The sequence below is a fragment of the Thiomonas arsenitoxydans genome (assembly GCF_000253115.1).
Lineage (GTDB): Bacteria > Pseudomonadota > Gammaproteobacteria > Burkholderiales > Burkholderiaceae_C > Thiomonas > Thiomonas arsenitoxydans.
The window spans coordinates 243,792-264,789 of sequence record NC_014145.1 but is presented as its reverse complement, the minus strand read 5'-3'; the positions used below and the strand labels follow the sequence as shown (position 1 = coordinate 264,789).

23 protein-coding genes and 1 pseudogene are annotated in these 20,998 nt (G+C 65.5%); 12 read left to right on the top strand and 12 right to left on the bottom strand.

Going from position 1 to position 20,998, the window contains the following annotated elements:
• Positions 1 to 57: 57 nt before the first annotated feature.
• On the bottom strand, positions 58 to 861 hold the full coding sequence (locus THI_RS01210; RefSeq protein ID WP_013104398.1) for a S1 family peptidase: 804 nt from the start codon (positions 859 to 861) through the stop codon (positions 58 to 60).
• A 281-nt stretch (positions 862 to 1,142) separates the two neighbouring features.
• On the opposite strand from THI_RS01210, the gene THI_RS01205 reads away from it, so the two are divergent.
• The gene (locus THI_RS01205) at positions 1,143 to 1,346 is read left to right on the top strand and encodes a cold-shock protein (protein WP_041608319.1); all 204 of its coding nucleotides are present in this window, start codon (positions 1,143 to 1,145) and stop codon (positions 1,344 to 1,346) included.
• A gap of 101 nt (positions 1,347 to 1,447) precedes the next feature.
• A complete protein-coding gene (locus tag THI_RS19110; RefSeq protein WP_013122011.1) occupies positions 1,448 to 1,585 on the top strand; it encodes a hypothetical protein in 138 nt (45 codons plus the stop codon).
• Positions 1,586 to 1,611: 26 nt separating this feature from the next.
• On the opposite strand, the gene THI_RS01200 is transcribed toward THI_RS19110, so the two are convergent.
• Both THI_RS01200 and THI_RS01195 read right to left on the bottom strand, forming a co-directional pair.
• Positions 1,612 to 1,959 (bottom strand): c-type cytochrome, encoded by a 348-nt coding sequence (locus tag THI_RS01200; protein WP_013104396.1) that lies wholly within the window; start codon positions 1,957 to 1,959, stop codon positions 1,612 to 1,614.
• Positions 1,956 to 2,465 carry a c-type cytochrome gene (locus THI_RS01195; protein ID WP_013104395.1) on the bottom strand — a complete coding sequence of 170 codons (510 nt, stop codon included), beginning with the start codon at positions 2,463 to 2,465 and terminating at the stop codon, positions 1,956 to 1,958. Before THI_RS01195 ends, THI_RS01200 begins: the two co-directional genes overlap by 4 nt.
• A 76-nt stretch (positions 2,466 to 2,541) precedes the next feature.
• Between THI_RS01195 and THI_RS19460 the strand changes: the two are divergent.
• Both THI_RS19460 and THI_RS19455 read left to right on the top strand, forming a co-directional pair.
• Positions 2,542 to 4,881 (top strand): annotated as a pseudogene (locus THI_RS19460) (cation-translocating P-type ATPase); the annotation flags it as partial.
• Positions 4,861 to 5,427, top strand: coding sequence for a cation transporting ATPase C-terminal domain-containing protein (locus THI_RS19455; RefSeq protein ID WP_269450363.1), 567 nt, complete (start codon positions 4,861 to 4,863; stop codon positions 5,425 to 5,427). The pseudogene THI_RS19460 and the gene THI_RS19455, both read left to right, overlap by 21 nt.
• Positions 5,428 to 5,495: 68 nt before the next feature.
• On the opposite strand, the gene modD is transcribed toward THI_RS19455, so the two are convergent.
• From modD to THI_RS01140, 9 genes are all read right to left on the bottom strand, one after another.
• Entirely contained in the window at positions 5,496 to 6,338 is an 843-nt protein-coding gene (gene modD, locus THI_RS01185) for a ModD protein (RefSeq protein WP_041608847.1), read from the bottom strand.
• Positions 6,316 to 7,011, bottom strand: a complete 696-nt coding sequence (locus THI_RS01180) for a molybdate ABC transporter permease subunit (RefSeq protein WP_013104393.1) — start codon at positions 7,009 to 7,011, stop codon at positions 6,316 to 6,318. Before THI_RS01180 ends, modD begins: the two co-directional genes overlap by 23 nt.
• A 10-nt stretch (positions 7,012 to 7,021) precedes the next feature.
• Positions 7,022 to 7,807, bottom strand: coding sequence for a molybdate ABC transporter substrate-binding protein (modA, locus tag THI_RS01175; RefSeq protein WP_013104392.1), 786 nt, complete (start codon positions 7,805 to 7,807; stop codon positions 7,022 to 7,024).
• A gap of 21 nt (positions 7,808 to 7,828) precedes the next feature.
• A complete protein-coding gene (locus THI_RS01170) occupies positions 7,829 to 8,683 on the bottom strand; it encodes a sulfite exporter TauE/SafE family protein (protein WP_013104391.1) in 855 nt (284 codons plus the stop codon).
• Positions 8,680 to 9,768, bottom strand: a complete 1,089-nt coding sequence (gene modC, locus THI_RS01165; protein WP_013104390.1) for a molybdenum ABC transporter ATP-binding protein — start codon at positions 9,766 to 9,768, stop codon at positions 8,680 to 8,682. The genes THI_RS01170 and modC overlap by 4 nt, the downstream gene beginning before the upstream one ends.
• A 2-nt stretch (positions 9,769 to 9,770) precedes the next feature.
• On the bottom strand, positions 9,771 to 10,448 hold the full coding sequence (gene modB, locus THI_RS01160; RefSeq protein WP_041609083.1) for a molybdate ABC transporter permease subunit: 678 nt from the start codon (positions 10,446 to 10,448) through the stop codon (positions 9,771 to 9,773).
• Positions 10,449 to 10,457: 9 nt separating this feature from the next.
• Positions 10,458 to 11,234 (bottom strand): molybdate ABC transporter substrate-binding protein, encoded by a 777-nt coding sequence (gene modA, locus THI_RS01155; RefSeq protein WP_013104388.1) that lies wholly within the window; start codon positions 11,232 to 11,234, stop codon positions 10,458 to 10,460.
• An 89-nt stretch (positions 11,235 to 11,323) separates the two neighbouring features.
• Positions 11,324 to 11,746, bottom strand: coding sequence for a TOBE domain-containing protein (locus THI_RS01150; RefSeq protein WP_013104387.1), 423 nt, complete (start codon positions 11,744 to 11,746; stop codon positions 11,324 to 11,326).
• A 354-nt stretch (positions 11,747 to 12,100) separates the two neighbouring features.
• Positions 12,101 to 13,012 (bottom strand): FAD/NAD(P) domain, encoded by a 912-nt coding sequence (locus THI_RS01140; protein WP_013104386.1) that lies wholly within the window; start codon positions 13,010 to 13,012, stop codon positions 12,101 to 12,103.
• A gap of 86 nt (positions 13,013 to 13,098) precedes the next feature.
• On the opposite strand from THI_RS01140, the gene THI_RS01135 reads away from it, so the two are divergent.
• From THI_RS01135 to metW, 8 genes are all read left to right on the top strand, one after another.
• Complete coding sequence (locus THI_RS01135) at positions 13,099 to 14,019, top strand: TonB-dependent receptor plug domain-containing protein (RefSeq protein WP_013104385.1); 921 nt, start codon at positions 13,099 to 13,101, stop codon at positions 14,017 to 14,019.
• A gap of 3 nt (positions 14,020 to 14,022) precedes the next feature.
• The gene (locus THI_RS01130; protein WP_079668498.1) at positions 14,023 to 15,183 is read left to right on the top strand and encodes a TonB-dependent receptor plug domain-containing protein; all 1,161 of its coding nucleotides are present in this window, start codon (positions 14,023 to 14,025) and stop codon (positions 15,181 to 15,183) included.
• Entirely contained in the window at positions 15,180 to 16,235 is a 1,056-nt protein-coding gene (locus THI_RS01125) for an ABC transporter substrate-binding protein (protein ID WP_041608844.1), read from the top strand. The genes THI_RS01130 and THI_RS01125 overlap by 4 nt, the downstream gene beginning before the upstream one ends.
• 6 nt (positions 16,236 to 16,241) lie before the next feature.
• Positions 16,242 to 17,312 carry an LLM class flavin-dependent oxidoreductase gene (locus THI_RS01120; protein WP_013104382.1) on the top strand — a complete coding sequence of 357 codons (1,071 nt, stop codon included), beginning with the start codon at positions 16,242 to 16,244 and terminating at the stop codon, positions 17,310 to 17,312.
• A complete protein-coding gene (locus THI_RS01115; protein WP_013104381.1) occupies positions 17,309 to 18,298 on the top strand; it encodes a FecCD family ABC transporter permease in 990 nt (329 codons plus the stop codon). Before THI_RS01120 ends, THI_RS01115 begins: the two co-directional genes overlap by 4 nt.
• 10 nt (positions 18,299 to 18,308) lie before the next feature.
• Positions 18,309 to 19,082 carry an ABC transporter ATP-binding protein gene (locus tag THI_RS01110; protein ID WP_013104380.1) on the top strand — a complete coding sequence of 258 codons (774 nt, stop codon included), beginning with the start codon at positions 18,309 to 18,311 and terminating at the stop codon, positions 19,080 to 19,082.
• Between the two features lie 147 nt (positions 19,083 to 19,229).
• Positions 19,230 to 20,372, top strand: coding sequence for a homoserine O-succinyltransferase MetX (metX, locus tag THI_RS01105; RefSeq protein ID WP_013104379.1), 1,143 nt, complete (start codon positions 19,230 to 19,232; stop codon positions 20,370 to 20,372).
• Positions 20,369 to 20,947 carry a methionine biosynthesis protein MetW gene (gene metW / locus THI_RS01100; protein WP_013104378.1) on the top strand — a complete coding sequence of 193 codons (579 nt, stop codon included), beginning with the start codon at positions 20,369 to 20,371 and terminating at the stop codon, positions 20,945 to 20,947. Before metX ends, metW begins: the two co-directional genes overlap by 4 nt.
• Positions 20,948 to 20,998 lie beyond the last annotated feature (51 nt).

Here is a 20,998-nt window from a genome sequence, read left to right as displayed (position 1 = left end):
CATAAGTCATGCCCATGCCTCACCCCGCAGTCGGCGACAAATAGGCGGGGTGGGGAACTACCGTTCGCTGCGCACTTCTGGTTTGACCGCAGCGGCGTCTTTGCCCCCCGGATCGTCCAGTACGGGAGCTTTTTTTACTGCTGGCGCCGTCAGGGTCAGCAAAATATCCGCGTACCAGGCGCAGTTCAGTCCGAGCGATTCATCGCGCTGCAGATCACGCCCGCCCATATCGATCCGCGCGGAATGCACGCCCAGCAGTTTCCAGGGTAGATCATCGCGCGATTCCGCACTGCGCATCACCACCGGCGCGCCACTGGTTCCGCGGTGCGTTCGCGCGTCGGTGAGGAAGTAACCCTGCCCCTGAAAACGCAGCCCGAATGACGAGGCAATCACCGCCTGACGCACCACAGGCAGGTGATGCAACGTATCGTGGAAACCCAGCGGAAAGCCCACCACGAGCAAAGAGGTTCCCACCTCCACATCATCAAGCGAGCTTTGCAGATGCGCCGGAGTGAAAGAGCGAATCGCCAAAGACTCAGGCATGGCGTTGCGATCAAGCTCAATGACCGCCACATCGATCTCCCCGCCCGAGTCTTTCCCTTGATGCCAGACGCTTTTTCCGTCACGGTAGAGCAGCACCGACAACGCTGTGTGTCGCGTGAGGTTGTCTTCGTCGGTATGCAGCTCGATTTCGATGCGGTTGGGGTGGTGCCCGCTCGGAGCATCGATCAGCACATGGCGACTGGTCACCAAAAACAACCGAGCGTCACGCGCAAAGAAAAAACCGCTCGCGCCGGTCAACGCCTGATCATTGTTGAACGTGGAGACACGCGCCGTGGTGAGTAGCAAAGGTTCGATCAAGGAAATGGTCCGGTTGATGCCGCGCAGGGTGTTGCCCGCATCTGCATTCTGCGCCACATTTTTTTTGCAACCAGGCACGCAAGCGTGCGTATCGAGTACAATGCACCCCGTAGTAAACGCAAAAGTAGGTCGTTTTGAAGAAGATCGTCGAAACCCAATCCGTCTGCCCTGCAGCGGTTTGCGGCCTGATTGAATTCCCCAAGTGATTTCTGGCGTGTTTCTGCACTGCGCTGGCATGTTGCTGCGCAGCTCATTCACTTTTTAGGAACTCAAAAATGGCTATGCAAACTGGCGCCGTCAAATGGTTTAACGAAAGCAAGGGCTTTGGCTTCATCGCCCAGGACGGCGGCGATGCCGATCTGTTCGTGCATTTCAGCGAAATTCAAGGCAATGGCTTCAAGACTCTGGCAGAAAACCAGCGCGTGCAATTCGAAGTCAAGCAAGGCCCCAAGGGCCTGCAGGCTTCGAACGTGACGCCGCTGTGATCATGATCTGATCCCGCAAGGGCTCAAACAAAAAACCGCAGCCAAGGCTGCGGTTTTTTTATTCCCGATGCGGGACAATGCACACAACAAGGAGCGTCATCATGCCCAAAGGTCAGCAACGGACGAACAAGGAAGTCAAAAAACCCAAGGCGGACAAATCTCCGCCCAAACCAATTTCGCCAGATGCGGTGCGGCCGGAAATCGTCACCTTCGTGCCAGATCGCCACAAGAAAAAATAAGCGCCGCGCGCGGCTGCGCGCGCTTTTCAGGGTTTGGGCTTGAGGCTCAGAATCCATTTCGCCAGATCGAGCGCCTGATGCGGGTTAAGGTAGCCGTCCGGGGCGTAAGCGGGCATCGGAATCACGCCCCATGTGCCTTGATGGCCGTTGAGAATCGCGTCTTGCAGAATGGCCGCGGCGTTGGGGTTGTGAGCGTAACGTTGCGCCACCGCGGTGTAAGCCGGCCCGACCTTCTTATGGTTGATCGCGTGGCACGAAAAACAGCCCTGCGACTCGGCCAGTTTTTGCATATCGGAAGCTGAAGCGGCCCACGCTACGGCAACCGCTCCCCAGGCGAGCGCGCCGCCGATGACGATTCGACGCAGCCCAATCACTTGAATTGCTGCCCCATGGTGGCGCCCTTGGAGATCTGGGTGAGATAGGCCACGAGGTCGATCATTTCCGGGCTGTTATACGCCGGGGGCTTGCCGACGATGCCGGCGCGCACGCAATGCACAATCTGCCGCTCCAGGGTGTAGACCGCGTGCTTCTTGGCCTTGAATTTCGGATAGTTGGCCGCTGCGCCGATCAGACTGGGCAGGTGAGCGCCCGCCGGGGTCGTGCCCTCGGTTTTGCCGCCGTCCGTGTGGCAGGCGGCGCAGGTCATGAGATGGCTGCTGAAGGCGTTGGCCGGCACCCAGGTCTGCTTGGTGCCGAAGGTGTCGTTGGCGAAAATTTGCGCGCCTTGCGCTGCGGCCTCGTCGATCGACGAGACTTTGGCCGTGGCGGTGAACTTGCCCGCCGGTGCGGTCGCGGCAAAGGCCGAGCCTGCTGACAGCGCCAAGGCGGTCATGCAGAGTGCGGGAATGAGCGATTTTGATGAACGCTTCAGTTGGAACATCGTTGTCTCCTCGCGCGGTTGCGCAGTTGCGTTTTTTGATTGTGCTGCGACTGCAAGCCGACAGCGGTGAGAAGATGTGACAAGGTGCTTGCAGAGGTGTGCGCGGTGTCATCCGAACCCAGAATATGCGCTGCTAATCTTTGCGCATTCCGGCCATCAGCGAGCGCCCGTGCCCCTTCCCGAACAACCTTATGAGAAAACGCCGGGCCGCCCCCAGTTTTCTTATCCACCTGGCGGCTTGCAAGCCGCTCGGGGGGCGGCCGCTGCAAAGCGGTGGCCTGGGGGCGCTCTCTGGCATGCTTGCGAAGCGACTGACGCGCTGGCGGCCTTGCAAAGCGATGCGCAGCGCGGCCTGAGCGCGGACGAAGCCAGGCGGCGCCTGCGTGAGCAGGGCCCCAATAGCCTGCCCGCCCCGCCCCGGCGTGGCCCTTTGCTCCGCTTCGCGCTGCAATTTCATAATCCGCTGATTTATGTGTTGCTCGCCGCAGGGTGGGTCACATTGCTGCTGCGTGACTATGTGGACACCGCGGTCATCTTGGGAGTGGTGCTGATCAACGCCGTGATCGGCTTTGTGCAGGAGGGAAAGGCTGAGCAAGCGCTGGCCGCGGTGCGCGCCATGCTCGCCAGCCGGGCCACCGTGCTGCGCGACGGGGTGTATGCCGAGTGCGACGCGTCCGAGTTGGTGCCCGGTGACCTGGTATTGCTGGAATCCGGCGCCCGGGTTCCAGCCGACTTGCGCTTGCTGTAGGTCAAAAAACTGCGCATCGACGAATCTGCGCTGACGGGCGAATCAGTGGCCACCGAGAAGGACACCGCAGCAGTAGACCAGGCAACGCCCGTGGCGGAACGCCGCTGCATGGCCTACGCCGGAACCGTAGTGCGCTGCGGCCAGGGGCGGGGTGTGGTGGTGGAAACCGGGCGCACGACGGAAATCGGCCGCATCGGCGATATGGTGCGCGAGGCCGCCGTGCTGGAAACCCCGCTGACGCGCCGCCTCGGCCGCTTTTCGCGCCAGATCACCTGGGTGATTCTGCTGTTGAGCGCCCTGACCTTCGCCTTTGGGGTTGCCGTGCGGCATATGCCCATGTTCGATGTGTTTCTCGCCGTGGTCGGGCTCGCGGTTGCGGCGATTCCCGAGGGCCTGCCGGCCATCGTCACCATCGTGCTGGCGATCGGCACGCGCAATATGGCGCGTCAGCGCGCCGTGCTGCTTCGCCTTCCCGCCGTCGAAACCCTGGGCTCGGTCACCGTGATCTGCACCGACAAAACCGGCACGCTCACCCGCAACGAAATGACCGCGGTGCGGGTCATGCTGACGGGATGCGAACTCGCCGTCAGCGGCGCGGGCTACGCGCCGATTGGCGTGTTCACTTCCGCGGGCAAGCCAATCCATCCGGCGCAGCATGACGCGCTGCAGGCGCTCGCCACCTGCGCATTGCTGTGCAACGACGCGCAATTGCAGCAAGATGCGCAGCAGCAATGGCAACTCGTCGGCGATCCCACCGAGGGCGCGCTGCTGGCGCTGGCCTACAAAGCCGGTCTCGACGGGGCGGCGCTGTGTGCGCAGTTTCCGCGGGTCGATGCCATCCCCTTCGAATCCGAACTGCGCTACATGGCCACGCTGCATCGCGACCCCCAGGGCAAGGCGTTCATTCTGCTCAAGGGCGCGCCGGAACAGGTGCTCGCCTTGTGCACGCTGGAGGCGAATGGCGCGCCGGTGGTGCAGTCCGACTGGCTCGCGGCCATCGAGCGGGCAGCGCAATCGGGCTTGCGCGTGCTGGCGCTGGCACGCTGCGAAGCCGCCTCAGACATGGCGCAACTAACCGTCGCCGACATCACGCCGCGGTTCACCCTGCTGGGCCTGGCGGGCCTGATCGATCCGCCGCGCGATGAGGCCGTTGCCGCAGTGGCCGAGTGTCAGCGTGCCGGAATGCGGGTGAAAATGATCACCGGCGACCACGCCGCAACCGCCGCAGCCATCGGTGCGCAGATCGGGCTGAATGCCGCGTTGCCGCTCGACGGTGCACGCATCGACCCACTCGATGAGGCCGCCTTGCGCCGCGCCTTGCTCCAGACCGACGTCATCGCCCGCGCCAGCCCGGAACACAAACTCCGGTTGGTGCGCGCGCTGCAGGCCGACGGCGAACTCGTCGCCATGACCGGCGACGGCGTGAACGACGCACCGGCGCTCAAGGCCGCCGATATCGGCGTGGCGATGGGGCGGCGAGGCACAGACGCCGCGCGCGAGGCCGCCGATCTGGTTCTCACCGATGACAACTTCGCCACCATCGCCCGCGCCGTGCGCGAAGGCCGCGCGGTGTTCGACAACATCAAGAAGTCGCTGCTATTCATCCTGCCGACGAATATCGGCGAGGCTGGCGTGATTTTGTTTGCCCTGCTGGCGGGACTGGCCCTGCCGGTCACCGCCAGCCAGATCCTGTGGGTGAACATGGTCTCCGCGGTCACGCTGTCGCTGGCGCTGGCCTTCGAGCCGCCCGAAATCGACGTCATGCAGCGGCCGCCGCGCTCACCCGCCGAGCCGCTGATCACCCGCTCCATGCTGGTGCGCATCGGGTTCGTCAGCCTGCTGATGGGTGCAACAACCTTCGGTATTTTCGAATGGGAACTGGCACGCGGCAGCAGCCTTGAGCTTGCACGCACCGCAGCGGTCAATATGCTGGCCTTCGCCGAACTGGCCTATCTGTTTCAGGTGCGCAGCTACACCGCCTCGGCGCTGCATCGCACCCTGTTGCACGGCAATCCGGTGGCGCTGGCGGTGGCCATTTTGCTGGTGCTGCTGCAGCTGGCGTTCACCTATGCGCCGCCGCTGCAGTCACTGCTCGGCGGCGCGGCGCTGCCGCCGTCGTCGTGGGCGATGATCCTGGGGCTGAGCCTGGCGGTGTTTGCCGCCATCGAGATCGAAAAGGGGTTGTGGCGGCGAATGGGCCTGCAGCGCATGTGACGGCGCATCCGTGGCGGGGGCCGACCCCGCCACCGCGAACCGCATTCTCGACGGCGGCGCGAGAGAGTTCACAGCCGCTGCATCACCGCGCCGAAGTCGGCGGCCTTGGCGTTGTACAGGCTGGAGGTCACGAGCACGTCCACGCCGCTGGCGGCAAACGCTGCGGCGTTGTCGGGGCGGATGCCGCCTGCGGCATTGATGGTCAGCCGCGGCTGCAGCGCGCGCAGTTGCGGCACGAGCGCGGTCAGTTGCGCGGGCGACATTTTGTCGAGCTGCACGCCGTCCGCCCCGGCGCGGGCGGCGACCAGTGCGTCATCAGCGCTTTCGGCCTCGATGAGCACGAATTTCTCCGGGCTGTGCGCCTTGGCGCGCGCCACCAGTTGCGCCGCATCCAGATCAGGCAGAAAGGCGCGGTGCTGGGCGAACACCAGAATGGTTTCCGACAGCCCGGCGCGGTGCACCATGCCGCCGCCGCACAGCACGGCGTAGTGCTGCAGCTTGCGCGCTCCGGGATGCGCCTTGCGCGTGCCCGCGACCTGAATGCGTGGATTGCCCGCGCGCGCGGCATCGACCATCTGCCGCGTGGCGCTGGCGATGCCGCTCAGGTATTCGATCAGGTTCATGCCCTGTTTCCAGGCCATGTGCAGCGCGTGCGCGTTGCCGTGCAGCCGCAGCACCGCCTGCCCCGGCGCGGTAGTGTCGCCATCGGTCGCGAGCGGCTCGGGGCGCAAACCCAGCGATTGCGCCAGGCGCAGCAGCGGCGCCAGGCCCGCGAGCACGCCGGGCTGGCGTGCGCAGTAGGTGAGGCTGCCGGGCACGTCGGGCAGCGCCAGCGCCCGCGTGGTTTCGTCGTGCAGCGGCAGGTCTTCGAGAATGAGCTGATCGATGTCAGCCTGGGTGAAGTACATCATGTTTGGCAAGCTCCTTGTTTTGCAGCAGACGCACGGCAACGAACAGCACCAGGCTGAACCCGCCCAGCAAGGCGCTGAGCCAGGCCGCCTGGGCGTAGTCGCCCGTGGTCACGGTGTTGAAAATCGCCAGCGACAGGGTTTCGGTGCGGCCGAGGATGTTGCCGCCGAGCATGAGCGAAATCCCCACCTCGCCCATGCCGCGCGCCAGCGCCAGCAGCAGCCCGCCGAGCAAGGCGGGCAGGGCAATCGGCAGGTGCATGGTGAGGTACACATTGACCGGCCCGCGCCCCAGGGTGAGCGCCACCTCGTGCCACACGCGGGGATGCGTCTGCAGCGCGGTCTGCAGGGTCTTGACTGCCAGCGGCAGCCCGGCGATGAAAGCCGCCAGCAGCAGCCCCGGAAAGGTGAACACAAAATTCACGCCGACGAGCTGCAGCGCGCGCCCGAGCAGGCTCTCGCGCCCCAGCAGCCACAGCAGGGCAAAGCCGATGACCACCGGCGGAAACACCAGCGGGATGGTGATCAGCGCGTCCAACCAAGCCGGTCGGCGCAGGCCGAATTGCAGTGCGTAACCCAACAGCACGGCGGCCGCGGCGTAAGCGGGCAGCGCCAGCAGGGCGATTTGCACGCTCAGCCACAGCGCCTTGACCGCATCCGGGGTGAGGACGGACATGCGGCAAGGCTCACAGCCCGGCGCGGCGCAAAATCTCCTGCGCCTGCGCGCTTTGCAAGAACTGCGCAAAGCGGGCGCGGCTGGCCGCGGTTTCGGGCTGTACCGTCTGCTCGGGGAATGCGGCGACGATGTCGATGGGCGCATAGCTATCCGCCCCCGGCTGGAGTTCGAGGTAGCCGCCGAGCTGCCCCTTGACCGCCAGTACCTCGGTGAGGTTGAGAAAACCGGCGTCGATCTGCCCCGAGGTGAGGTAGGCGCTGACCTGCGGCACGGTCTGCACGATTTTGAGCTTGTCCTGCAGCGGCGCCCACAGGCCCTTGGCCTTGAGCCATTGCTCGGCGGCTCGGCCGTAAATCGCTTGCTGCGGGTTGGGCAGGGTGATGGACTGCATCTCGGGCAGGTCGCGCACCGGGTCGATGATCGGGTCGGGGCTGCGGCGTCCCAGCAGCTTGCGCCGCCACGCCAGCACCAGCTTGCCCTGGCCGAGTATCTGGCGCTGCGGCAGGTTGAGGTCTTTGGCGTGGTCGATGAAATCGGCGTCGCCGATCAGCACATCCACCCGCCCGCTGGCGCGAGCCTGGGCAAAGATTTGCTGCAGATTGCCATAGCTGCGCTCCACCGCAATGCCGGTGTCGCGGGTGAAGTCGGCGCACAGCGCCTCGACCGGGCGCTTGTAACCGGCGCCAGCCATGAGCAGCAGCCCGGCGGGATCGGCAGCCAGTGCGCGCGCCGCGGGCAGCAGCGCCATCAAACCGCCGAGAGCGAGGCGGCGACGGGTGAGCAAAACGATTTGCATGACAAACTTTCCTTATGGTGTTCAGGAGGAACGCCGGTGGCGAAACACTTTCCACGCCGAGACCGCCAGAATCAGCGCCAGCAGCAGACCGAGGCCGTCGGTGGGCACGACGCCCAGCAGCAGCCCGCCCAGCAGCGCGCCGAGCAATGAACCTGCGGCCATGCTCAGCAGCAGCGCGCGATGGGTGCGCAGCACGGCGAACGCCGCGCTTTCGCGGTAGCGGGCAAATCCCACGATCATGGTCGGCAGCGACACCAGCAGCGACAGGCTGCCCGCGAGCTTGAGGTCCAGCCCCCACAGCAGCACGATGGTCGGAATCAGCAGCTCGCCCCCGGCCACGCCCATCACCGCGGCGAATAGGCCGATCACCAACCCGGCGGCGATGCCCAGCGCTGCATGCCCCCAGGGCGACAGAATCTGTGCGAGATTGGGCAGGGCGCGCAGGCCGAACACCTGCTCGGCCGCCATGGTGCAGGCCAACAGAATGAGCAGAACCAGCAACACGCCATCGAGCGTCTTGCGCGGCAGGCGCATCGCCCAGCCCGCGGCCCACCAAGCGCCGAGCAGACTGCCCGCCAACAGGTTGAGCACCACGGGCCAATGCGGCAGCAAAACCGCCAGCGGCACGGCGTGCAGCCGGGCGACGATCGCCACGCCCACCACCAGCAGCGACAGCGCCTTGTTGGCGATCACCGCCTGCAGCGTCGCCAGATCGAACAGCCCGACCAGCACCGGCAGACGAAACTCCGCCCCGCCCAGGCCGACCAGGCCGCCGAGCAGCCCGATGGCCAGCGCGGTGAAAAAGCCACGGACGGCACAGGCCGTAGGGCAGGGGGCTGAGCGGGCCGCGCCGACGATCGGATGGTTTTCCGTCATTGCATCATGTCGCCAGCAAGCGCGACCGCCTTGACCAACGCCCACACCAACAGACCCGGGCGCAACTCCAGGCGCTCGCGCGAAGCCCGGGTGATTTCGGCAAACAGAATTTGACCGTCGCCGAGTTCGAGCCTGACCAGGACGTTGACCGGGTGCGCGGCATCAGCGATTTCGACCACACGCACCTGCAACTGGTTGTTGATCGACACTTCGGGCAACTGCAGCAGCGACACGCTGACATCGCGCGCGCTGACCTGCAACCGCATGACCCGCCCTGGCTCGCAGCCGCTGCAGGCGTCTTCCGGCACGCGCAAGGTTTGGCCGGCGACTTCGAACGCGCGCAAGCCCTGCTCCGCAGCCCCCGCACGGCCCAACAGCACGGCGACATGGCTTTGTCCGGCGAACAGCGGCGAGCCGGGCAGCGCCACCGCCTCACGCAGCGGCAGGCTGGCCTGCACCTGCCCGCCGCCGAGCATGACCACATGGTCGGCCAGCCGCAGCACCTCGGCCGGCGCATGGGTGACGTAGAGCATGGGAATGTCGAGCTCGTTGTGCAGCCGCTCCAGATACGGCAGGATTTCGAGCTTACGCTTGAGGTCGAGCGCCGCCAGCGGCTCGTCCATCAACAACAGTTGCGGCTGCAGCGCCAGCGCCCGGGCGATGCCCACGCGCTGACGTTCACCGCCCGAGAGCAAGGCGGGCCGCCGCGGCAGCAAATGCCCGATGCCGAGCAAGTCGATGATCGGGTCGATGTCGGCATCGCCCCGCCCGGCTCGCTTCATGCCGTAGCGCAGATTGCCCAGCACCGACAGGTGCGCAAACAGATTGGCGTCCTGGAACACATATCCGAGCGGCCGCTGGTGCGGCGGCAGGAAGCGGCGTTCGTCCTGCCAGGCCTGCCCCTTGAAATGCAGCTTGCCGCGCGGCCGCTCGAGTCCGGCAACGCAGCGCAGCAAGGTGGTCTTGCCCGAGCCGGAGTGACCAAACAGCGCGGTGACCCCGCGTCCGGGCAGACTTTGCGCGACTTGCAGCGTGAACTCGGGCCAACGCAGCGTCAGGTCAATGTCGATCGTATCCGCCGCCATGTTCACGCTTTTTTCGGATTCGGACGCCATCCATAAAGCAACAGCAGCACCAGGAAGGAAAACGCCAGCATGACCGCAGATAGCCGGTGCGCACCGGCGTATTCCAAGGCCTCGACGTGATCGTAGATTTGCACCGAAGCAACGCGCGTTTCTCCCGGCAGATTGCCGCCCACCATGAGCACCACACCGAATTCACCCACGGTGTGAGCGAAGGTGAGAATGCCGCTGGTGAGAATTCCGGGCAATGCCATCGGCAAGGCTACGGTAAAAAACGCATCCCACGGCGAGGCGCGCAGTGTGGCCGCAGCCTCCAGCGGCTTGTCGCCGATCGCCTCGAAGGCGTTTTGCAGCGGCTGCACCATGAACGGCATCGAATAAAACACCGACGCGACCACCAGCCCCCAAAAGGTGAACGGCAGCGGATGCACGCCCAGCCAACTGGTGAAGCGGCCGATGAAGCCAAACGGCCCCATGGCCAGTAGCAGATAAAAGCCCAGCACCGAAGGAGGCAACACCAGCGGCAACGCGACCACCGCGCCAATCACCCCCTTGAGCCGCGAGCGCGTGCGGCCCAGCCACCAGGCGATCGGCGTGCCGATGATGTAAAGGCAGGCGGTGACGGTCAGCGCGAGCTTGGCCGTCAGGCCGATGGTTTGCCAATCTTCGGCGGTCAACAACAAGCTCATCGCTTACTTGGCCTGGTCCGGCAGCACAAAACCGTAGCGTTTCATCACGCTGCTCGTCTCGGGACTGTTCATGTACGCGGCAAACGCTTTGGCGACAGGGTTGCTTTCACCGCGCTTGGTGAGGACGTAGGCCTGTTCCAGCGGTTCGTGCAGATTGTCGGGAATCAACCAGTATTTGCCCTTGCTGGAGAGCTGCGGGTTGAGCGCGAGCGAAAGCGCGATGATGCCCACCTGCGCATTGCCGGTTTCGACCAACTGCGCCGTGTGTGAAATGTTTTCGCCGAACACCAGTTTGGGCTCGACCTTGTCCCAAACCTTGGCCGCTTTCAGCGCTTCTTCGGCCCGCTTGCCGTAGGGGGCGTGCTTGGGATTGGCGATGGCGATGTGCTGAATGTCAGGGTTGGTCAAGCTCTGCAGGGTCATTTTGCTGGCGTCCATCGTGGCGCTCCACAGCACGATGCGGCCAAAGGCATAGGGCACGACCTTGCCCGCGGCCAGACCCGACTTTTCCAGCTCTTGCGGATATTTGATGTCTGCCGAGAAGAAAAGATCGTAGGGCGCGCCTTGCTTGATCTGGGAAAAGAACTTGCCCGAAGAGCCGTAGATCACCTCGATCTTGTCGTTTGGATGGGCTTTCTCGAACGCCTGCACGATGTCGCCCATGGCGAACTTCAAATCGGATGCGGCGACAATCGTGACCTTCTCTGCATGCGCCACGCCCAGCGCCAAAGTAAAGAGCAGCGCACCACTGATGGCCCGCAGGAATTGAGTCATACCCATCATCACACTCCGTTTGGTTTGGTTACAAGAAGATCAAGAAAATGCGACCCGCAACACTCGGTTGCGGGTCGCCAAGCGAGATGGGACGTTTAGTCCACCCCGAGGATGACATGGGTGGCCTTGATGAGCGCGCATGCGGCGTCGCCCACCTTCAGGCCGAGTGTTTTTTCGCTGCCGGTGGTGATCATCACCACCAGTTCGGCGCCGCCCTTGAGGCCCAGCACCACTTCGGTGTTCACCGCGCCGGTGGTGACGGCCTTGATCGTGCCGCACAGGGTGTTGCGCGCCGAGGTGGCCGGGGCGGCGCCCTCGACCAGAATGGGCCACGAGGCCTTGACAAGCGCCCAGGCCGATTTGCCCGCGGCAAGGCCCAGACGATGGGCGCTGTCTTTGGTGACGATGGCCACGAGGTGCTGGCCCTCGCCGAGGTCGAGCACGACTTCGGTGTTGACTGCACCGTCGTGCACTGCATGAACCTTGCCTTGAAGATGATTGCGCGCGCTGGTTTGCATGATGGCTCTCTCCTGATTAAGGGGTGGAGATGTGTTCAGTGTATATGAGTGGCTACGACGCTTGAGCTAAAAACCGAACCGATCTTCCCCTTCAGACTGTGACCAACGCCCACAATGTCAACTCATCACCAACATTTGCCCCTACGCCTACTTTGCAACCGCCGCGAACATCGCTTGCGACGTTGTATTTTTACGAACATATTGAAAGCCTCGCACAGCTGTCAAGCGCTGAATTGGATGAAGGAGCAAAACCATGCAAAGACGCACCGCCGCCAGCCTGATCGCAGGATTGGCGGGATCGCCTTGGCTCATCGGCACGGCCCAGGCGAGCAGCGCGCTGGCGCCGCCCGGCATTCAGGCGGCATGCGGCTGCGCGGCGGGCGCGCCAGCAGCGCCGACGACTTGCTCGACGGCCTGCAGCACGCCCTGAGCGATGCGCAGCGGCCGCTCGCCCAAACCGAAGCACAGCGCCGGGTCGCCGCGCGGATCGACTTCGACGAGTTTGGTTTTACGCCGCACCGGCACGCCCGAACGGGTCAGCCCGCGCAACACGCCGCGCAGCGGCGCAGGCAGCGGCAGAAGCTCGCCCTCTGGCGTGTTCACATGGCCGATCACCTCGCCCGCCTCGACCGCCTGGCCGATCCGCAAAGGCGTTTCGAACACCCCGTCCTGCGGGGCGTAAACCAGGCGCTCGCGCCCCGCGCCGAGGATGGGCCGCGGCTCTCCGGCGAGCGCCCGGGCCGAGCCGACGTGCAGCACCCGCCCCAGTTCATCGCCCCAGGCCGACTCGATCACCACATCGGCGTTATAGCCCACGGTATATCCTGGACCAATGCCGACCGCAGTCGCTGCACCCCCGCACAGCGCGCGCAGATCAGGCTGCGCCGCGGCGTGTTTGCGCAGCCGCGCATCGACCAAGACCTGCGCGCCGAGCTGGCGCAGCCACAGCGGCAGGTCGGGTGCGACCACCAGCGGCAGCCAGATGCGGCGGGCAAAGGCGAGCGCCGCATCCGCCGGGTGAAACACCCGCACCGCGCTGAGATGATCGAGCACCGCGATGCCGTCGAACACCGCATCCACCCAGCACATGCCACGCCGTGGGGACGTGGGCTGTTCCGTCTCGACCAGCAACACGGTGTAGCCCTGGCGGAACAAAACATGCGCCACCGCAGAGCCCACATCCCCTGCGCCAAGAACCACGATGCAAGCTGCCTGCCAGCGGGGGACAGGCACAGGTTTGACAGGGAACAATTCTGCAGCGGACATGGCAAAGGATGTAGCAGGCCAAGGGGAATTCGTTATATCTTAAAGAATATCTCGAAACCCGCCATCATTTTTTATTGGAGACCCTGATGCCCCGCTCTCGCCCCGCTCGCCGTCTGCGACCACTGCAACCTGTCCGCCCCTCGTTGATGCCGCTCCTGCCGCTGCTCGCGGCCCTGCATGCCGCAAGCGCCGCAGCGCAAACCCCGCAGGCCGCGCAACCGGTGTTCCAGCTTGGCGAGGTCGATGTGCAGGCCCCCGCCGTGTCCAAGCCCGCGCCGGGCGGCACGAGCAGCAATGTGGTGACGCAGCAGCAAATGCTCGACCGTGGCGCGCTCAATGTGGGCGAGGCGCTGGGCGATCTGCCCGGCGTCACCCCGGTGACGCTCGGCCAGCGCGGCGAGACGCAGGTGAACATCCGCGGCTTCGACTCGCGGCAGATCACCCTGAACATCGACGGCATTCCGATTTATGTGCCCTACGACGGCAATGTGGACTTGAGTCGGCTACTGACGCCCGGCCTGTCCGAAATCGTCGTGACCAAAGGGCTGGGCTCCTTGATGTACGGGCCGAACAATATGGGCGGCTCGATCAACCTCATCACCCAGGCCCCTAGCAAAAAACTCGAAGGCAGCATCACCGGCGGCCTCACCGCCAACCAGCACCGGCTGTACGGCAACGATCTGTCGGTGCAATTGGGCAGCCGCATCGACAGCCGCTGGTATGTGCAGGGCGGCGTGGCCAGCGCCAACCGCGACGGTTTTCCGCTGTCTACAGCGTTCAAGCCGGTGGCGGCGCAGCCGGGGGGCGACCGGCTCAACGCCGCCAGCCACGACATCAACGCCAACCTGAAAGTGGGCTTCACCCCCAACGCCACCGACGACTATGCGCTGGGCCTCTACACCGTCAACTCCGACAAAGACTCGCCGCCTTACACCGGCAACACCAAGGTCACCGGCCAGCCGGTGCGCTACTGGCAGTGGCCGCAGTGGAACAAACAGAGCTACTAATACATCGGCAACACCGCCCTCGGCGCGGGTTACCTCAAGACCCGGCTCTACCACGACACCTTCGACAACGAACTGATCTCGTTCGACAACGCCCGCTACAACTCGACCCAAAAACCTTACGCCTTCAATAGCCAGTACCGCGATTTTTCCAACGGCGCCACGGTCGAACTCGGCCAGCCGTTGGGCACGCAGAACTTCCTCAAACTCGGACTGTTCTACAAACAAGACGTGCACCGCGAGTCCAACCTCGCCACCCAGGCGCAGCCTTACCAGACGCCGTGGCTGCATTTCGAGGCGCACACCTACGCGCTGGGCTTCGAGAATGCCTACAAGCCGACTACGGCCGACACCCTCACCTTCGGCTACCGCCGCGACGAGCACCGCTTCGATCAGGCCGAGCAATACACCAACAAGGCGCAGACCCAGATCGGGCCGATGCCCACCAGCCCGCGCGTGGGGGCGAACAATGCGCAAATCGTCTGGCGGCACAAACTCTCGGCGCACACCGAGTTGCGCGCGGGCATCGGGCAGAAGACCCGTTTTCCCAGCATCAAGGAGGTGTATTCCTACCGCCTGGGCCAGGCCATCCCCAACCCGGCGCTGGGGCCGGAACAAGCACTCAACCGTGAAGTCGGCGTCTCCGGGGTGATGCTGGGCGGGGTGAAGTACGACGCCGCGGTGTATTGGGATTCGATCAAAGACGCGATCGAGAGTGTCGCCACCTCCACCCCCGGCATCAGCCAGGCGCAAAACGTCGGCACGGCGACCAACAAGGGGCTGGACTTGAGCGTGCAGGCGTCGATCGGCAACGCCTGGATCGCCTCGGTGGCGTATAGCTATCTCGACGCCACGCTGGGCGCGCCTGGACTGGTCGCCACCAACGCGCCGCGCCACTGGGCCGATCTGGGCGTGTCGTGGCTGCCCGGCGACGCCACCACCCTGTCGGCGCATGTGCAGGCGGCCAGCAGCCGCCAGACCACGACCGACGGCAAGCAGCCGGTGGCCGGGTTCACCGTGGTCAACCTGCGCTGGACGCAACGCCTGGCCCCGCGGCTGACGCTCTACACCAATCTGAACAACGCCTTCGACCGCAACTATCAATTGAGCGAGGGCTTCCCCATGCCCGGACGCGAGCTGCGGGTGCAACTGCAGTACAAGCTATGAGCCGATTTTTCGCTCGGCTAAGCGCTCCTTTGCTCGGCGCCGCGCTCCTGCTGCACGGCGCGTTCGCGCTGGCGCAAACACCTGCGGCCTGCCCCAGCGCATCCAGCGACCCGGTGTATGGCAGCAGCCCGGTCAACAATTACTTGCTGCTGGCGCTGGCGCCCGAACGCATGGCGGGGTTGAACTTTCCCTGGAGCAAGCAGGCGGCGCAAATCCTGCCGAAAAGCGTCCTCGATCTTCCCGTGCTCGGCGGCTGGTTCGGCCAGGGCAAGACGGCCAACCTGGAGCAGGTGTTGCGCGTGCATCCCACGCTGGCGCTGGTGTCCGAGGCGACGGTGGGTACGCAGGCCAGCACGGCGGCCATGCGCAAGCTCGGACTGCCCATCTGCCCGGTACGGCTCGACAGCCTGGCGGACTACCCCGCGGCCTTCCGCCAAGTGGGGCAGGCGCTGGGGATCGCCGCGCGCGGCGAGGCGCTGGCCGCCGACGCGCAGACCACGCTGGACGATCTGGCCGCGCTGCGCCAGCGCGTGTCCGCACAAAAACCTGTGCGCATCTATTACGCCGAAGGCGAAGACGGCCTGGCGAGCGAGTGCAGCGGCTCGATCCATGCCGAGGTCATCACCGCCATCGGCGCGCACAACGCCTTGCACTGCACCGACGGCAGCCGCTTCGGCATGGTGCGGGTGAGTTTCGAGCAAATCCTGGCTGCAGACCCCGACTGGATCCTCACCCAAGACGGCCCGGCGATGCGCGCCATCCAGACCGAGCCACGCTGGAGGCTGCTGCGCGCGGTGCGCGAAGGCCATGTGCTGTTCGCGCCGCAAGTGCCATTTCGCTGGATCGACCGGCCGCCGTCGTTCATGCGGCTGCTGGCCGCGCCCTGGCTGGCGAGCCGGATTTTTCCGGCAGACTACCGCGCGGTGTTCAAGACTCCGATCGACGCCCGCACCGAGGCGTTTTTCGCGCTGTACTTCAAGCGCACGCTGTCCGCCGCGCAGGCGCGCGCCGTTTTGGCGCCCGACCCCACCGACTATCCCACCAAGTATTGACCCGCCATGCCTGCCTCCCCCCTGCCGCAAATCGGCATGATGCTGCACATGCAGCCCGCCACGAACGAGCCCATCCCCGCTTTTTTCCAGCAGCGCGCCGCCCTAGTGCAGGAGATCGAGCAGATCGGCGTGCAGGCGGTGTGGGTCACCGAACATCACTTCGACCCGCAAAGCCTGAGCGCCTCGCCGCTGCTGCTGCTGGCCCACTGGGCGGCGCGAACGCAGCGCATTCAGCTCGGCGTGGCCGCAGTGTTGCCCGCAGGCCGCAACCCCGCGCTGCTGGCCGAGGAAATCGCGCTGCTGTCCAACCTGGCGCCTGGGCGCATCGCCATCGGCTTTGCCAAAGGCGGGCCGTTCGAGGCGCAAAAGCGCGCTTTCGGTTGGGGCAGCGATGCAGCGCGCGTGCAGATGCGCGAGGTGGTGGACGCCTTACTCGACCGGCTGCACCCCCAGTCGGTCGATTACCGCGGCGAAGCCGTGCTGCAACCGCCGGCGCAACTCCCGCTGCCCCTGTTCGTCGCCAGCCGCGAGCCCGACACCCTGGCTTGGGCGGCTTCGCGCGGGCTGGGCTGGATGAGCGCGCAGTTCTGGCCGCTGGAAACCTACGACGCCCAGGCCATCAACTGGGGCATCGTTGCACAACGTCCGGCCGACGCGCTGCTGTCGCGCGGGCTGTGGATCGATGAGGATGGCGACGCCGCCAGACGCCATGCCCTGGCGTGGCTGGCCGCCTTTCGGCGCAACAAGCAATCGCAATGGAAGGTCGGCTTTCGCGGCCCCATGGCCGAGATGGACGAGAGCGAAAGTCTGGCGCGCGCCATCGTCGGCACGCCCGAGGAATGCGCCCGGCAGCTCGCCGACCTGCTGGCACAACGCGCGGTGCCGCGCCTGGCATTCAACCCGCTCGACGACCGCCCTGAACGCCAGCTCGAGCAGATGCAGCGGCTGTTGCGTCGGGTCTTGCCGCTGGTGTCCTTATCTTTATCCGCGCCCCAGCCGACGTCTTTGCCTGCGTCTTTGTCCGTCGCGTCTGCCGCGCCGCATCGGGAAGACGCCGCATTGCCCGGCCGTCCATGAAAGGCCGCTTCGGGTTGCTGGGCTCGGCCTTGTTGCTCTGCGCCGCGATCTCCTTGCTGCTCGGGCGCTATCAGCCCTCGCCGCTCGAGGCAGCCGTGCGCCTGTGGCAAGGCCTTGCAGGCCATCCTTCCGAACTGTGGACGGTGATCGTGGAGCTGCGCGCGCCGCGCATCGTCGCTGCCATGTGCATCGGCGCCGCGCTGTCGACCTCGGGCGCGGCCTACCAGGCGCTGTTTCGTAATCCGCTGGCCTCGCCGGAAGTGCTCGGCGGTTTGGCCGGAGCCGCATTCGGCGCGGCACTGGGCATCCTGCTCGGTCACGCCCTTTGGCAGGTTCAGCTTTCCAGCTTTGTTTTTGGGCTGTTGGCCGTGGGCATGACCCTGCTGCTCGCCCGCCTGGTCGGCATCCATGGCATTGTGGTGCTGCTGTTGGCGGGCTTGATCACCGGCGCGTTTTTCACCGCGCTGCTGTCCACCGCCAAGTATGTCGCCGACCCGTACGACAAGCTGCCCGCCATTAGCTATTGGCTGATGGGCACGCTCTCCAGCGTGTCGGCGCACAGCGTGTGGCTCACCGCCCCGCTGATGGCGCTGGCCACCGCCGCCCTCATCGGCTTGGGCCATGCGCTCAACGTGCTGAGCATGGGCGACGAGGAAGCGACCACACTGGGCGTGCCGGTGCGCGCCACGCGCGCCTGGGTCATCGCGCTGGCCACCTTGCTGGGCACGCTGTCGGTGACTCTGGCCGGGATGATCGCCTGGGTCGGCTTGCTGATTCCGCAAATCGCCCGGCTGATCTGGGGCGCGGACAACCGCCTCGTGTTGCCCGCCTCCGCCTTGCTGGGGGCGCTCTACCTTTTGCTGCTCGACGACGTGGCGCGCACGGCGTTCACCGTGGAGTTGCCGCTGGGCGTTCTCACGGCCTTGGTCGGGCTGCCGCTGCTCGCCGTGGTGCTGCGACGCGCCGCCGTGAGCTGGGCCGATTGAGGAGCCGGAGATGATCGACGCACAACAACTCCACATCCGCTATGGACATGAAGAGATCGTCAAGGGCGTGCAGCTGCGCCTTGCCCCTGGAGAGACGCTGGCGCTGCTCGGCCCCAACGGCTGCGGCAAAACCACCTTGCTCAAAGCCCTGTGCGCGATTCATGCGCCGCATGCTGGGTCTGTGCAAGTCGACGGTCAAGACCTCTTCACCCTGTCCGCGCCCGAGCGCGCCCGACGCATTGCCTATGTGCCTCAGCAGCACCGGCTGGTGTTCGCTTACAGCGTCATCGACGTGGTGATGATGGGGCGGCTGGCCAGCCGCGGGCTGATCGCCCGGCCCGCAGCCGACGACTTCGCCGCCGTGCACGCCATCCTGCACCGGCTCGGCCTGCAAGGCCTGGCCACACGCAGCTACGCGGCGCTGTCAGGCGGGCAGCGTCAGCAAGTCTTGATCGCCCGCGCGCTGGCACAGGACGCTCCCTACCTGCTACTCGACGAACCTGCCAGCAGCCTGGACTTTGGCAATCAGTTGCGGCTGCTCGAACTGCTCGCGCAGTTGCGCGACGACGGGCGGGCCGTGCTGTTCACCACCCATCATCCGGATCACGCCTTTGTCGTGGCCTCGCGCGTCATTCTGATGCAGGCAGGCCGCTTCATCGCCCAGGGCAGCCCGGCGCAGTGCATCGACCGCGATCAACTCGCCCGGCTCTACGGTCTGGCCCCGGATCATCTGGAACGCACCCTGCTGGCGCCGCACTGGTCAACGCACAGGGCGATGGGCTGAATCCGTTTGGGGATGCTCCTATACTTGCCCACGCGCCGATTTGCCCTGGGCTTGCGGGCGCGTAACAAATACCGCTAAAACAGCGCAGACCACCGGCGGTTTTCGCTGCATTGCCAGCGCCGCCGGTTCGTTTTTTCAGGAACACCCATGAGTGCTTCGCCCTCAGCCCTCGGGGACGTCACGCCGCAGCGCATGGCGTTCGAGCAGCCGCTGCCGCTTCAAAGCGGCGCGCAACTGCCCGCCTACGAGTTGATGTATGAAACCTACGGCACGCTCAACGCCGAGCGCAGCAACGCCGTGCTGGTGTGTCATGCGCTCAACGCCAGCCATCACGCCGCCGGCACGCATGCAGGCAACCCCAAGAGCGTGGGCTGGTGGGACAACCTGATCGGCCCCGGCAAACCGCTCGACACCGAGCGCTTTTTCGTACTCTGCGTCAACAATCCCGGTTCGTGCTTCGGCTCCACCGGCCCGATGAGCCTCGACCCCGCCACTGGTCAGCCTTGGGGCAGCCGCTTCCCCGTGGTGACGGTCGAAGACTGGGTGGATGCGCAAGCGCGGTTGCTCGACCGGCTGGGCATCGAGCGCCTGGCTGCGGTCATCGGCGGCAGCCTGGGCGGCATGCAGGCGCTGAGTTGGGCGCTGCGCTACCCCGAACGCGTGGCCCACTGCGCCGCCATCGCCACCGCGCCCAGTCTTTCGGCGCAGAACATCGCCTTCAACGAGGTGGCTCGCCGCGCCATCATCACCGACCCCGACTTTCACGGCGGCGACTACTACGCCCACGGCGTCGTGCCCAAGCAAGGTCTGGCGGTAGCGCGCATGATCGGGCACATCACCTATCTCAGCGACGACGCCATGGCGGCCAAATTCGGCCGTGCGCTGCGCAATGGCGCTCTGGGCTACGGCTTTGGCGTGGACTTCGAGATCGAGAGCTATTTGCGCTATCAGGGCGACAAGTTCAGCGGCTATTTCGACGCCAATTCCTATCTGCTCATCACCCGCGCGCTCGACTATTTCGACCCGGCGCGCGCCACCGGCGGCGATCTGGCGCGGGGGCTGGCGGCGGCGCAGGCGCGCTTTCTGCTGGTGAGCTTCACCACCGACTGGCGCTTCTCGCCCCAGCGCTCGCGCGAAATCGTGCAGGCGCTGGTGACCAACCGCCACGCCGTGACCTACGCGGAAGTCGATGCCCCGCAGGGCCATGACGCCTTCCTCATGGATCACCCGCACTACCACGGCGTGGTGCGCGCCTGGTTCGACCGCATCGCGCAGGAGCTTTCCAAATGACCACTCCCCTGAGCGTGATTGCCGATCTGGTGCCGCATGGCAGCCGCGTGCTCGATCTGGGCTGCGGCGATGGCCGCATGCTGGCGCATCTGCGCGACACCCGCGGCTGCACCGGGCTGGGCGTGGAAATCAGCCCTGAAAAATTGATCGCCGCCGCCGAAAAAGGCGTGGACGTGCTGCAGCTCGACCTGGAGCAGGGCCTGTCGATGTTCGGCGATGGCAGCTTCGACGTGGTGCTGCAGATCGACACCCTGCCCAATATCCGCCACACCGAAAACGCGCTGCGCGAAACCGCGCGCGTGGGTCGGCTGGGCATCCTCAGCTTCGCCAATTTCGCCCACTGGAGCATCCGCCTGCAAATCCTCACGGGCCGCCTGCCGGTGACGCCCGAACTGCCCTACGAGTGGTACAACACGCCGAACCTGCGCGTGGCCACCTATGCCGACTTCGAGCGCCTGGCTGCGCACTGCGGGCTGAAAATGATCGACGCCTTCGGCATCCGCAACGGCCGCCGCATCACCTTCGCTCCCGGGCTGCTGGCAACGGAAGCGGTGTTTTGTGTGCAGGGCGCGTAGCAGCCTGACGAGGCTTGCGCCCGCCAGACGCTGACCAGCTCATGAGAAAAC